11 protein-coding genes are annotated in these 11,914 nt (G+C 61.6%); 3 read left to right on the plus strand and 8 right to left on the minus strand.

Annotation, left to right across the window (positions count from 1 at the left end; all coding sequences use genetic code 11):
• Window positions 1–59 precede the first annotated feature (59 nt).
• Window positions 60–1,064, minus strand: a complete 1,005-nt coding sequence (gene moaA, locus H7C19_RS16825) for a GTP 3',8-cyclase MoaA (protein WP_185143823.1) — start codon at window positions 1,062–1,064, stop codon at window positions 60–62.
• A gap of 135 nt (window positions 1,065–1,199) precedes the next feature.
• On the opposite strand from moaA, the gene H7C19_RS16830 reads away from it, so the two are divergent.
• The 3 genes from H7C19_RS16830 to H7C19_RS16840 all read left to right on the plus strand — a co-directional run bounded on the left by H7C19_RS16830 (window position 1,200) and on the right by H7C19_RS16840 (window position 4,614).
• On the plus strand, window positions 1,200–1,964 hold the full coding sequence (locus tag H7C19_RS16830; protein ID WP_185143824.1) for a molybdenum cofactor biosynthesis protein: 765 nt from the start codon (window positions 1,200–1,202) through the stop codon (window positions 1,962–1,964).
• Window positions 1,964–3,010, plus strand: coding sequence for a ThiF family adenylyltransferase (locus tag H7C19_RS16835; RefSeq protein WP_185143825.1), 1,047 nt, complete (start codon window positions 1,964–1,966; stop codon window positions 3,008–3,010). Before H7C19_RS16830 ends, H7C19_RS16835 begins: the two co-directional genes overlap by 1 nt.
• A gap of 560 nt (window positions 3,011–3,570) precedes the next feature.
• On the plus strand, window positions 3,571–4,614 hold the full coding sequence (locus H7C19_RS16840) for an HD-GYP domain-containing protein (protein WP_185143826.1): 1,044 nt from the start codon (window positions 3,571–3,573) through the stop codon (window positions 4,612–4,614).
• Window positions 4,615–4,669: 55 nt separating this feature from the next.
• Here the strand turns inward: H7C19_RS16840 and H7C19_RS16845 are convergent, their stop codons facing one another.
• From H7C19_RS16845 to H7C19_RS16875, 7 genes are all read right to left on the minus strand, one after another.
• Window positions 4,670–5,656 carry a C40 family peptidase gene (locus H7C19_RS16845; RefSeq protein WP_185143827.1) on the minus strand — a complete coding sequence of 329 codons (987 nt, stop codon included), beginning with the start codon at window positions 5,654–5,656 and terminating at the stop codon, window positions 4,670–4,672.
• 265 nt (window positions 5,657–5,921) lie between these two features.
• A complete protein-coding gene (gene sufB / locus H7C19_RS16850) occupies window positions 5,922–7,319 on the minus strand; it encodes a Fe-S cluster assembly protein SufB (RefSeq protein WP_185143828.1) in 1,398 nt (465 codons plus the stop codon).
• Between the two features lie 20 nt (window positions 7,320–7,339).
• Entirely contained in the window at window positions 7,340–7,792 is a 453-nt protein-coding gene (gene sufU / locus H7C19_RS16855) for a Fe-S cluster assembly sulfur transfer protein SufU (RefSeq protein WP_185143829.1), read from the minus strand.
• Window positions 7,776–9,005 (minus strand): cysteine desulfurase, encoded by a 1,230-nt coding sequence (locus tag H7C19_RS16860; protein ID WP_185143830.1) that lies wholly within the window; start codon window positions 9,003–9,005, stop codon window positions 7,776–7,778. The genes sufU and H7C19_RS16860 overlap by 17 nt, the downstream gene beginning before the upstream one ends.
• Window positions 9,006–10,310 carry a Fe-S cluster assembly protein SufD gene (gene sufD / locus H7C19_RS16865; RefSeq protein ID WP_185143831.1) on the minus strand — a complete coding sequence of 435 codons (1,305 nt, stop codon included), beginning with the start codon at window positions 10,308–10,310 and terminating at the stop codon, window positions 9,006–9,008.
• Window positions 10,311–10,333: 23 nt separating this feature from the next.
• Window positions 10,334–11,113, minus strand: a complete 780-nt coding sequence (sufC, locus tag H7C19_RS16870) for a Fe-S cluster assembly ATPase SufC (RefSeq protein WP_185143832.1) — start codon at window positions 11,111–11,113, stop codon at window positions 10,334–10,336.
• Window positions 11,114–11,329: 216 nt separating this feature from the next.
• Window positions 11,330–11,899: a DUF1802 family protein gene (locus tag H7C19_RS16875; protein ID WP_185143833.1), complete on the minus strand. Its 570-nt coding sequence runs from the start codon at window positions 11,897–11,899 to the stop codon at window positions 11,330–11,332.
• Window positions 11,900–11,914: the final 15 nt, after the last annotated feature.

The following is an 11,914-nucleotide window of genomic DNA, read 5'->3' on the forward strand; positions in this document are numbered from 1 at the left end:
CCTCCTTCCTATTCTATGCTAACGTATCACGACTCTTGTCCGTGCCGCAACCGAAGGCGTCAACCGCCAATTTGCGACATTCGCCGCTCCGTCGGCGTGTGGGATTGGGCCTCGCCGGCCAGCAGCGCGGCCATCTCGTGGTTCTCCGGCTTGATCGCCATCGCTCGCAGGAACAGCGCGTTCAGCGCGTCGGGAGAGCCGAGCGCCGGGCGCACGCTGAGTTCGTCCACCCAATAGAGGCAAGGCTTCAGGTCGCCTTCCGCGGTCAGGCGGAGCCGGTTGCAGTTGCTGCAGAAATGATTGCTGACCGGGTGGATCAAGCCGAACGTCCCGGCGCCGCCCCGAATCCGGAAGTTCTCCGAAGGTCCGCTGCCTTGCGGCGCTTCGGCTGCCGGCTCGACCGCGAGTCCTTCGCGCGCGGCTTCCTCCAGCACGCGGCTCAGCGGCAGGTAGTGATCCCGCCATCCCGCGTCGTCGTGGCCGATCGGCATATATTCGATAAAGCGGACGTGAAGCGGCTGCTCCATGGACAGACGCAGGAAGCGGACGATCTCGTCCTCGTTCACGCCCTTGAGCAGCACGCAGTTCAGCTTGATCGGCGTTAGTCCCGCTTCGGCCGCCGCCTGCACGCCTTCGAGCACTTTGCCCAGGTCGCCGCGGCGGGCGATGAATTTGAACCGGGTCGCGTCCAGCGTGTCGAGACTGACGTTGACGCGATCGAGTCCCGCCGCCTTCAGCTTGGCCGCTTGCGGGGCCAGCAGAATGCCGTTGGTCGTGAGCGAGATCTCGTCGATGCCCGGAATAGCCTTCAGCTCGGCGATGAGCTCGTCGAGTCCCGGCCGGACGAGCGGTTCGCCGCCGGTGACGCGAAGCTTGGAGATGCCGAATCCCGCCGCGGCCCGAGCGACCTCGGCGATCTGCGAATACGTCAGCAGCCGGTCCTGGTCCATGAACTTCATGCCTTCCTCGGGCATGCAGTACAGGCAGCGCAGGTTGCACCGATCCGTGACGGAAATGCGAAGATACGTATGTTTTCGGCCAAACCGGTCGATTAACGCCGACATCGCGAGCCCTCCTCTTCTACCCTCTTCCCCGTTGCTGCGCCAGGTGAGTTCGTTGCCTCTAGCATAACATTTTCAGGGGCGATATGGTATGCTTGGAGCAGGCATCGTATCACGCAGGAAGGAAGAAATCAGGACATGAACATCACAACGAAATGGCGCATTCACTTGTTCGCGGGCCTCGCCGAGCGTCTGGGCACCCGGTTGTTGGAGGTCGCCTTTCCGGAGGCGCGGCTCGAGGCGGGAGAGATCAAGCGCAGGCTGGCAGAGCGTTATCCGGAGCAAGCGGACCTGATCGCCGTCTCGTTCGTCGCCCGCAACCAAGCGTTCGCCGCGGACGACGCCTTTGTCGGCCGGGAGGACGAGCTGGCGCTGCTCCCGCCCGTATCGGGCGGCATGCCGGAGGAGGCGGAGAACGAGGCGGCCGCGCGGCGCGAAGCGGACCGCTACGCGATCCTGGAGGATACGCTCGATACGGCAGCGGTCCTGTCCGCGGTGAGCCATCCCGATCACGGCGCCGCGCTCCTCTTCGTCGGCACGACCCGGGAGTGGACGGGGGGCAAGCGGACCGTCACGCTGGAGTACGAGGCCTATTTGCCGATGGCGCGCGCGGCGCTGAAGACGATCGGAGAGGAGATCGGCGAGCGGTGGCCGGGCACGCTGTGCGCGATTCACCATCGGATCGGCACCGTCGGCATCGGCGAAGCCAGCGTGCTGATCGCCGTCTCCGCGCCGCACCGCGCGGGCGGCTACGAGGCGAGCCGATACGCCATCGAGCGTCTCAAGATGACGGTTCCGATCTGGAAAAAGGAAGTGTACGAGGACGGTACCGCGTGGCAGGGACATCAACTAGGGCCCTGGGATCCGCTGGCGACGCCGGACGCGGAGGGAGGCCGCCGCTGATGGCCGCGATCCCGTCCGAAGAACGCTACGCGAGGCAGATCCGCTTTGCCCCGATCGGCGCGGAAGGCCAGGGCCGGCTCGGCCGCGCGCATGCCGCGATCGTCGGCGTCGGCGCGCTCGGCTGCGTCGTCGCCAACCATCTGGCGAGAGCCGGCGTCGGCCGTTTGACGCTCATCGACCGCGACGTCGTGGACGCGAGCAATCTGCAGCGGCAGATGCTCTACGACGAGCAGGACGCGGCGGCGGGCATGCCCAAGGCGGTCGCCGCCGCCCGCAGGCTGGCCGCCGTGAACGGCAGCATCGAGATCCGGCCGCACGCGGTCGATCTGACGGCCTCGAACGCCGGGACGCTGCTGGCGGGCGCGGACCTTATCGTCGACGGCACCGACAACTTCGGCGTCCGCTATCTGCTGAACGAATGGAGCGTGAAGACCGGCACGCCGTGGATCTACGGCGCCGCCGTGGGGGCGTCCGGCATGACGATGACCGTACGGCCGGGCACGACGCCGTGCTTGCGCTGCCTGTTCCCCGAGACGCCGGCCGGCGGGTCGCTCGACACCTGCGAGACGGCGGGCGTCGTCGCGCCGATCGTCGATACGATCGCTTCGATCGAAGCGATGGAAGCCTTGAAGCTGCTTGCCGGCCAACCGGACGCGCTTCACGGGAAGCTGCTGCAGATCGACCTGTGGCAGACGAGCTGGCTGCCGCTCGACATCGCGCACGCCAAGCGCGCGGACTGCCCGGTATGCGCGGGCCGCCGCTTCGGCCTGCTGGATGCGGGCGCGATGCGCGAGCCGATGACCGCCGCCCTGTGCGGGCGGTATACGGTCCAAGTCACGCCCGCCGAACCGGCGGAGCTGGATCTCGCGCGTCTGGCGGGCCGCTGGCAGACGATCGGCGCCGTGGAGACGAACGCCTACATGCTGCGGCTGCGGCGCGCGGACGGGCTCGTCTTCGCGCTCTTCCCGGACGGACGCGCGCTCGTCACGGGTACGGACGACCCCGCGCGGGCTCGCCGATGCTATACCGAACTGCTGGGGGAATAGCACGAACTACGCGAGATTGCACGAAACGGGACGGATTCGATTCCTTGAATCCGTCCCGTCTTTTATGGCTAGATGCGACGTTGCCCGCGATTGATCCTCGTGCGGATATCCCGCTTCATTTCAACGGACGCTAGGTTCCTGAACGAGTTAGCCGTCGCCGCGCCACCTCCAATCGCTACAGCACGCCATAACGTCCCATCCGCCCCTGCAACGATACATTCTATCGCTACGGCATACGAACTTGCCCCGTCCCCCTCTGCAACGATACAATCTATCGCTACGGCACACGAACCTGCCCCGTTCCCTCCTGCATCGATACATTCTATCGCTACGGCACACGGACCTGCCCCGTACCCCCCTGTAACGAAACTCACCCGGCTCGTAGGCACGGCGACCCTTGCGCGTGCTCCTTCGCGCCTAGTACTTTTAGGTAACGGAATGGTTCTTTCTAACGAAAAAGTATTGCGCGGAAGCGTTTTACTTGGTAGCATATGGTTGAATGCGGTCGGATTGGATATGACTAGCATTCTCGCTACCAGACCATCCTCGCGAGGTGCGCCATGAGAGTCCACGTAACCGATCTTCAGGCGGGAGATCAGCTGTCGGAAGATATTTTCAACCTATTCGGACTGCATGTCTTGTCCAGCGGAACGATATTGAACGAACGCGAGCTGTCGCGTCTATATCAGCATCAGATCGACTACGTGGAGATCGAACGCCGGCAGCCCGCCAGCGCAGTCTTCAGCGCGGCCGCCCGCAGTCTGAATCCGAAGCTTCAACCGCGATATGAAGACGCCGTCGCCGGCTGCGAATTGCTGTTCCGCCGCGCCTTCGAGGAAGGCACGATCCGGGAATCGGACGTCAACGAGAGCTTCAAGCCGCTCATGAATCATTTCCGCGAGGAGCGCGACGTCGTCTCCCTCATGCTCCTTCTGAACAGCCAGGATGACTATACCTATCAGCATTCCGTGCAAGTGGGCATGCTCAGCTACTATATCGCCAAATGGATCGGCTGGAACGAGGAGGATCGGCTCCGCGCGAGCACCGCCGGATTCCTGCACGATATCGGGAAGTGCCGCATCTCCGAGGAGATCCTCAACAAGCCGGACAAGCTGACCGACGAAGAGTTCGCCATCATGAAGCGGCATCCGGAATACGGCTACGAGATCTTGACCCAAGCCTATCCCGATTCGGACATCGCCACCGCCGCGCTGCAGCACCACGAGAGAAAGGACGGACGCGGCTATCCGAACCGGCTGTCCGGGGACGAGATCCATCCGATCGCCAAGATCGTGGCCATCGCCGACGTCTACAGCGCCATGACTTCGTCCCGCGTGTACCAGGAGAAGCGGGATCTCCTCTACGTGCTGAGGGAGCTGCATCGACTGAGCTTCAACGAACTCGACGCCGAGATGACGCATTCCTTTATCCGGCATATGGTCCCGAACTTCATCGGCAAGCAGGTCGAACTCACCAACGGAGAGATCGGTACGATCATCCTGACGAACGAGAGCGATTGGTTCCGTCCGCTCATCCGCATCGAGGATCGCTTCATCGATCTCACGGTGCATCGCGAATATGAGGTCAAGCATATTCATATGTAAACGATAGGAAGGGCGCCTTCCCGCAGATGCGGGGGCGCCCTTTTTGCTGTTCCGTCTAGCTTAACAACCGCTTCGCGTACAGGAACGTCTCCTGCCAATAGGCGGAGTTGATGTTCGTGATCTGTACGCCATCCTCCGGCTTCGGGCTCGAATGGATCATCTTGCCGCCGCCCATATAGATGCCGACGTGTCCGACGGTCGTATCCGTCTTGAACCGTCCCGGCACGTAGAAGAACAGCAGATCGCCCTTCTCCAGGTCGCTCCGCGCGACGGATCGGCCTTCATTCGCTTGCTCCCGCGCCGTTCGCGGCAGATGGATGCCGACCTTGGCGAACAGGAATTGCGTGAACGAAGAGCAGTCGAACGTCCCCGTGTCCGCATAATTGCCAGCCCCAAAGTCATATTTGACGCCCATGTATTTGCGGGCCTCCTGAAGGATCGAATCGGCTTGCGCGGCGCCTGCCGATGCGATATGGAGGCGGTTGCCGTTCTCCGCCGGAGACGCGGCGTCCCGGAACGGCAGCCCGCGTCCGGTCGCGCCGGATTCGGCCGGCAGCGACTTCGGGAGGAAGGAGATGGTGTCTCCGTGCGAGTTGATCGCGACCTCCGACCCGAACAGCGCTCTCATCCCCGAGACGGGGATATACAACCGGTTGCTGTCTTGGACGGCCGGCGCTTGCATCCGGATCGTCTTGCCCGACTTGGTTACGGCGCTGTCGCCCTTCCGGAACTTCCAGACCGGGTCGTGGTCCCCGATCCCGTAGCTGCCGTCGCTCAGCCAGGCGCCGTGGAGGTCCGCGGCCCGCGCCACGTCGCTTAATGAGACGTAATTCGAATGGTGGATGGTCTTTACCGGAACGACGCTCGTCGCGGTCCGTTCGTTCGCTCTCGTCTCCGCGAGAGAACGTACTTTGTCGGGTCCGGAATACTTCCGGAGATCCTTGGGACTGGGGTTAAAGGCGCAGCCGGCGAGTGATGCTGCGACCAGCGCGGCAACCAGCAAGCCGGCGCCGCGCTTCGTGAATTGCATGCGTTTATGCATGGGGGTCCTATCGCCTCCGGGTGCCGATTGTTGAGATCACACCCGTTAGCATGGTTTCCCTGTGCGCGCTTTATGCTCCCGCGCGGTTCGCTCGACTTAAAAAAGCGAGGCGCATCGGTTCTGGATTCTGGCTTCTGGATTCTGGCTCCTGCCATTTGGCTCCTGGATTCTGATCTCAGAGCTTCAAGGAGCATGTCCCCGACATCTCCGGCAACGGCAAAGGGCCCCCGGCGCGAGCCGGGGACCCTCTTCATGCCTATATCGCTTAACCGATACTGCCTTCCATCTCGAACTTGATCAGACGGTTCATCTCGACCGCGTACTCCATCGGCAGTTCCTTGGTGAACGGCTCGATGAAGCCCATGACGATCATCTGTGTCGCTTCGGCTTCGGACAGGCCGCGGCTCATCAGGTAGAAGAGCTGGTCTTCGGATACCTTGGAGACGGTCGCCTCATGCTCCAGCGTGATGTTGTCGTTCAAGATCTCGTTATAAGGGATCGTATCGCTCGTCGACTGGTTGTCGAGGATGAGCGTGTCGCACTTGATGTTCGCCTTCGCGCCTTCGGCGTTGCGGCCGAAGGAAGCGAGCCCGCGGTACGTAACCTTGCCGCCGTGCTTGGAGATCGACTTCGACACGATCGTCGACGTCGTGTCCGGCGCGAGGTGGATCATCTTGGCGCCCGCGTCCTGGTGCTGGCCTTTGCCGGCTACGGCGATGGAGAGCACCATGCCCTTCGCGCCGCGGCCCTTCAGGATGACGGCCGGGTACTTCATCGTCAGCTTGGAACCGATGTTGCCGTCGACCCACTCCATCGTCGCGTTCTCTTCGGCGACGGCGCGCTTCGTGACGAGGTTGTAGATGTTCGGCGCCCAGTTCTGGATCGTCGTGTAGCGGACGCGCGCGTCCTTCTTCACGATGATCTCGACGACGGCGCTGTGCAGCGAGTTCGTGCTGTAGACCGGCGCCGTGCAGCCTTCGACGTAATGCACGAAGCTGCCTTCGTCCGCGATGATGAGCGTGCGTTCGAATTGTCCCATGTTCTCGGAGTTGATTCGGAAGTAGGCTTGCAGCGGGATCTCGCACTTCACGCCTTTCGGCACGTAGATGAAGCTCCCGCCGGACCATACCGCGCTGTTCAGCGCCGCGAACTTATTGTCGGCCGCCGGCACGACGGTGCCGAAGTATTCCTTGAAGATCTCCGGATGCTCCCGCAAGGCGGTGTCCGTATCGGTGAAGATGACGCCTTGCTTCTCCAGATCTTCCTGCATGCTGTGGTAAACGACTTCGGACTCGTACTGCGCGGAGACGCCGGCCAGGAACTTTTGCTCCGCTTCCGGGATGCCAAGCTTGTCGAAGGTCGCCTTGATCTCTTCCGGCACTTCCTCCCACGTCTTGCCTTGCTTCTCGGAAGGCTTGACGTAGTACTGGATGTCGTTGAAGTCCAATTCGTCCATGTTGCCGCCCCATCGCGGCATATCCATCTTGTTGAACTGCTCGAGCGACTTCAGGCGGAAGTTCAGCATCCATTCGGGCTCGCCCTTCATCTCCGAGATCGTGCGGACGATCTCGGGCGTCAGGCCTTTACCGGACTGAAATACCGCCTTATGCTCGTCGCGGAAGCCATATTTATATTCTTCCATTTCAGGCATTTGCTTCGCCATGACGATTCGCCTCCTTCGTATTATTGATCCACGTTCTCTTCGTGCTTGCCTTGGCCCTGCTCGACGCCCTTGCGTAGCGCGTTCCAAGCGAGGGTCGCGCACTTGATGCGCGCCGGGAACTTGTTCACGCCGGACAACGCCTCGATATCTTCATACTCGTCGAACGAAGCGCCCTCGCCCTTCATGAGAGACGAGAACTTCTCCGCGAGCTGCATGGCTTCGGCGGTCGTCTTGCCCTTGACCGCGTCCGTCATCATCGAAGCCGAGGACATGCTGATCGAACAGCCTTCGCCCGTGAACCGCGCGCTCTTCACGATGCCGTCCTCGATCTGCATCTGCAGGGAGATCCGGTCGCCGCAAGTCGGGTTGTTCAGGTTGACCGTCACCGACTCGACGTCGAGCGTACCGCGGTTGCGGGGGTTTTTATAATGATCCATGATGACGCGGCGATAGAGGTCATCTAACGGGTTCATAGCCGAAGAACTCCTTTGTCTTGACCAGCGCGTCGGCCAGACGGTCGACATCCTGCTCGGTATTGTACAGATAGAAGCTCGCTCTCGCCGTGGCGCTCACGTTCAGCCAGCGCATAAGCGGCTGGCAGCAGTGATGCCCGGCGCGGACGGCGATGCCTTCCGTATCCAGCACCGTCGCGACGTCGTGGGGGTGTACGTCGCCCAGATTGAACGTCACGAGCCCGACTCGGTCCTCGCGGGGACCGTAGATCGTAACGCCGTCGATCGCGGAGAGACGCTCGAGCGCGTACTGCGTGAGCTTCTTCTCGTGGCGGTCGATCTCATCCAGGCCGATCTGCTCCAGGAAGTCGATCGCCGCGGCGAGACCGACCGCCCCGGCGATGATCGGGGTACCGCCCTCGAACTTCCAAGGGATCTCCTTCCACGTGGATTCGTACAAATCCACGAAGTCGATCATCTCGCCGCCGAACTCGATCGGTTCCATCCGTTCGAGCAGCCGCGACTTGCCGTACAGCGCGCCGATGCCGGTCGGACCGCACATCTTGTGTCCGGAGAACGCATAGAAATCAATGTCGAGCGCGCGTACGTCCACCTTCATATGCGGGGAGCTCTGCGCGCCGTCGACGACGATAATCGCGCCGTTCCTGTGCGCGATCTCCGCGATCCGGCCGATCGGGTTGATCGTGCCGAGGACGTTCGAAGCGAACGCGATGGAGACGATCTTCGTCCGCTCCGTGACCGTCGCTTCAACGTCTTCCAGCGTGATCGTGCCGTTCGGCTGGAGCGGGATATACTTCAAGGTCGCGCCGGTCGCCTTGGCGGCCTGCTGCCAGGGGATCAGGTTCGCGTGATGCTCCATCGGCGTGATGACGATCTCGTCGCCTTCTTGGAGCGTCTGCCGCGCATAGCCGCTGGCGACCAGGTTCAAAGCCGTCGTCGTGCCGCGGGTGAAGATGATCTCGCGGGAAGAAGAAGCGTTCAGGAACCGCGCCACTTTCTCCCGCGCGCCTTCGTATGCGTCCGTGGCGCGGGAGCCGAGCGTATGCACGCCGCGGTGCACGTTGGCGTTGTCCCATTCGTAGTAACGTTTCACGGCTTCGATGACGCTGCGCGGCTTCTGGGAAGTCGCCGCGTTGTCCAGGTAGACGAGCGGGTGACCGTTAATTTCCTGATTCAGAATCGGGAATTCGCTTTTCAGCGCGAGACTGTCCATTTACCCCAGCTTCCTTTCGAGAATGCGTTGCAGCTGCTCGCGAATGCCCGCCAGCGGAATCTCGGAGACGACCGGATCCAGGAATCCGTAGATGATGAGACGCTCCGCTTCCGTCTTGGCGATGCCGCGCGACATCAGGTAGTGCACCTGCTCCGCATTGACCTGGCCTACGCTCGCGGCGTGGCCGGCTTTGACGTCGTCTTCGTCGATCAACAGGATCGGATTGGCGTCGCCGCGGGCTTTGGGGCTCAACATGAGCACTTTCTCCGTCTGCTGGCCGTTCGCCTTGGTCGCGCCGTGTTCGATCTTCGTGATGCCGTTGATGATGGCCGTCGCTTCTTCCGTCATGACTGCGCGCGTGATCATATCGCTCTCCGAAGCGCGGCCAAAGTGGACCGCTTGGGTCGTCAGGCTCACGCGCTGCTTGCCGGTGCCGACGGCAATGATCTTGGCGTCGGAGTTGGAGCCGTTGCCCTTCAGGATCGACTTCGTATCCGTCAGCGTGTTGCCTTCGTGCAGGTCGCCGATGATCCATTCGATCCGCGCATCGTTATCCAGCACCGCGCGGCGGTAAGAGACGTCGATCGCGGCCTTCTCCATATGATGCACAGCCGCATAGCGCACATGCGCGCCGGACTTGACGAACACTTCGACCGCGCCGTTGTGCAGCAGGGTCGTCTCCGTGTCGCCGATCGCGGAATTGACGTTCTCCACGAACGCGAAGCGGCTGTTCGCCTCGGCGATCACGAGAATATGCGGCACGAACGTCGCTTCGGCATCGTCCGCGAAGAGGAGCGCTTGGATCGGCTCTTCGATCTCGACGCCGCGCGGCACGTAAAGGAATACCCCGCCGTTCCACAAAGCCGCATGCAAGGCGGCCAGTTTATGCTCATCCCGCTGATAAGCGGTCATCAAATGCTGGCGAAGCAAATCTTCATGCGTGCGGGCCGCTTCTTCCAGGCTCGTCAAGACGACGCCCTTCGCCTTCAGCTCCTCGGGGAGCTCCGTATAGACGACGGAAGAATTGTGCTGCACGATCAAAGCGCCTTTCGCTTCTGCCGGCAGCAGCGAAGTGATCGCTTGGGGCAGTTGCGCGGTCGACGCGACCGCTTGACCCGGACGGTTCGCGCCGTAGACGTCGAGCGCCCATCGGTGAATCGGCGTCTTCTCCGGCTTAGGCAGATCCAGCGTGGAAGCCAATTGACCGGCTTCCTCCCGCCATGCTACGAGCCAAGCCGGCTCGTTCTTGCTGCGGGCCAGCTTGGCTGCCGCTTCACGTCCAAAAGAGGTGGTCGGCGTACTCATCGTTGATTACCTCCCTTGTCCTCTTACGCTTGGCCAACCGTCTCGTCGACGATGCCCAGCTCTTCTTTGACCCAATCGTAGCCTTCCGCCTCGAGACGCTCAGCCAACTCCGGACCGCCGGATTTGACGATGCGTCCTTGCATCATGACATGCACGAAGTCGGGTTTGATGTAGTTCAGCAAACGCTGATAGTGGGTGATGATCAGGAAGCCGCGGTCATCCGCGCGCATGGCGTTGACGCCGGCCGCGACGATCTTCAGCGCGTCGATGTCGAGACCCGAGTCGATCTCGTCGAGGATGACGAGCTTCGGCTCGAGCAGCAGCATCTGCAGAATCTCGTTGCGTTTCTTCTCGCCGCCGGAGAAGCCTTCGTTCAGGTAGCGGTGCATGAACTCGGGGTTCATGTCGAGCTCCTTCATCTTCGCTTCCATTTGACGGACGAACTTGATGAGGGAGATCTCGTTGCCTTCGCCGCGGCGGGCGTTGATCGCGCTGCGCAGGAAGTCGGCGTTGGTGACGCCCGTAATCTCGCTCGGGTACTGCATCGCGAGGAACAGGCCGGCGCGCGCGCGCTCGTCGACGGCCATCTCGAGCACGTCTTCGCCGTTCAGGTACACTTCGCCTTCCGTCACTTCATATTTAGGATGACCCATGATCGAGGATGCGAGCGTGCTCTTGCCGGTCCCGTTCGGGCCCATGATCGCGTGCACTTCGCCGCCTTGCATGGTCAGGTTGAAGCCTTTCAATATTTCCTTGCCCTCAATCTCCGATTTGAGGCCGCGAATCTCGAACAGATTGGACATATTGTTTTCCCTCCACATTTCTTAAGGACGCAAAGTGAGGTTGACCCCTTCTTACGTATCGCCGGGAACCCAATCGCTGATATCCTTATTTATAATTATTTTAAAGTGATTCTCATTGATTCTCAACCTCCATTTTATGAAAATGCCATGAAAAATGCAAACCGGGCCCTTTTCCGTATCGGAAGCGGAAGCCCGGTCTCATCAAGAAATATGCGACTATCCTGCGACCGCGCGGCGCACGGCCTCCGCTTGCGCTTCGAATGCTTCGTCCGTCAACGCCGGGTGCAGGCTCCCCTCTCCGAGCGCCTCCTCCAGCTGCAGCCAAGACTTGCAGCCGCCGTAGCTGTCCCGCAGCGGAATCTCCGCCGGCGTCCCCAGCGTATAGACGCGCAGCAACAGGACGTGAAGCGGCTTCGTTTTTTTCCACTTGAGCCGCTCTTCCGCATAATCCTCCGTCCAAATGTGAAGCGCGTCCAGCCGCTTCAGCGTCTCGCTGTCCGTCACCTCGATATCGTCAATCGCTTCGGCATAGGACGTAATCCGGATCGTCTCCGGATTCTCAGCCGCTTCGGCGAGCGTCGCGGTCACGGTATCGGCCGCTTCCGGCTTCACTAGGTGCGGCTTCTGATGCTCATAGGAAGGGAACAGATAGAATCTGGGACTCTCCAGTCTGAACTCCTTCGTCTCCTCCGCGATGCCGCCTTTGCGGAGCACGATGATCTGCCGCCCCGCTTCCAGCGCCTTCACGGCTACCGCCCACTCTCTAAGCGCCATAGGATGGTACATGCGTTATCGTCTCCT

This window comes from Cohnella nanjingensis (genome assembly GCF_014212125.1).
GTDB classification, from domain to species: domain Bacteria; phylum Bacillota; class Bacilli; order Paenibacillales; family Paenibacillaceae; genus Cohnella; species Cohnella nanjingensis.

Coding starts and splice junctions, on each gene's coding strand:
- sufD (WP_185143831.1), bottom strand. CDS start 10,310: ATGAGTACGCCGACCACCTCTTTTGGACGTGAAGCGGCAGCCAAGCTG.
- H7C19_RS16875 (WP_185143833.1), bottom strand. CDS start 11,899: ATGTACCATCCTATGGCGCTTAGAGAGTGGGCGGTAGCCGTGAAGGCG.
- H7C19_RS16860 (WP_185143830.1), bottom strand. CDS start 9,005: ATGGACAGTCTCGCGCTGAAAAGCGAATTCCCGATTCTGAATCAGGAA.
- H7C19_RS16830 (WP_185143824.1), top strand. CDS start 1,200: ATGAACATCACAACGAAATGGCGCATTCACTTGTTCGCGGGCCTCGCC.
- H7C19_RS16835 (WP_185143825.1), top strand. CDS start 1,964: ATGGCCGCGATCCCGTCCGAAGAACGCTACGCGAGGCAGATCCGCTTT.
- H7C19_RS16840 (WP_185143826.1), top strand. CDS start 3,571: ATGAGAGTCCACGTAACCGATCTTCAGGCGGGAGATCAGCTGTCGGAA.
- sufC (WP_185143832.1), bottom strand. CDS start 11,113: ATGTCCAATCTGTTCGAGATTCGCGGCCTCAAATCGGAGATTGAGGGC.
- H7C19_RS16845 (WP_185143827.1), bottom strand. CDS start 5,656: ATGCATAAACGCATGCAATTCACGAAGCGCGGCGCCGGCTTGCTGGTT.
- sufU (WP_185143829.1), bottom strand. CDS start 7,792: ATGAACCCGTTAGATGACCTCTATCGCCGCGTCATCATGGATCATTAT.
- moaA (WP_185143823.1), bottom strand. CDS start 1,064: ATGTCGGCGTTAATCGACCGGTTTGGCCGAAAACATACGTATCTTCGC.
- sufB (WP_185143828.1), bottom strand. CDS start 7,319: ATGGCGAAGCAAATGCCTGAAATGGAAGAATATAAATATGGCTTCCGC.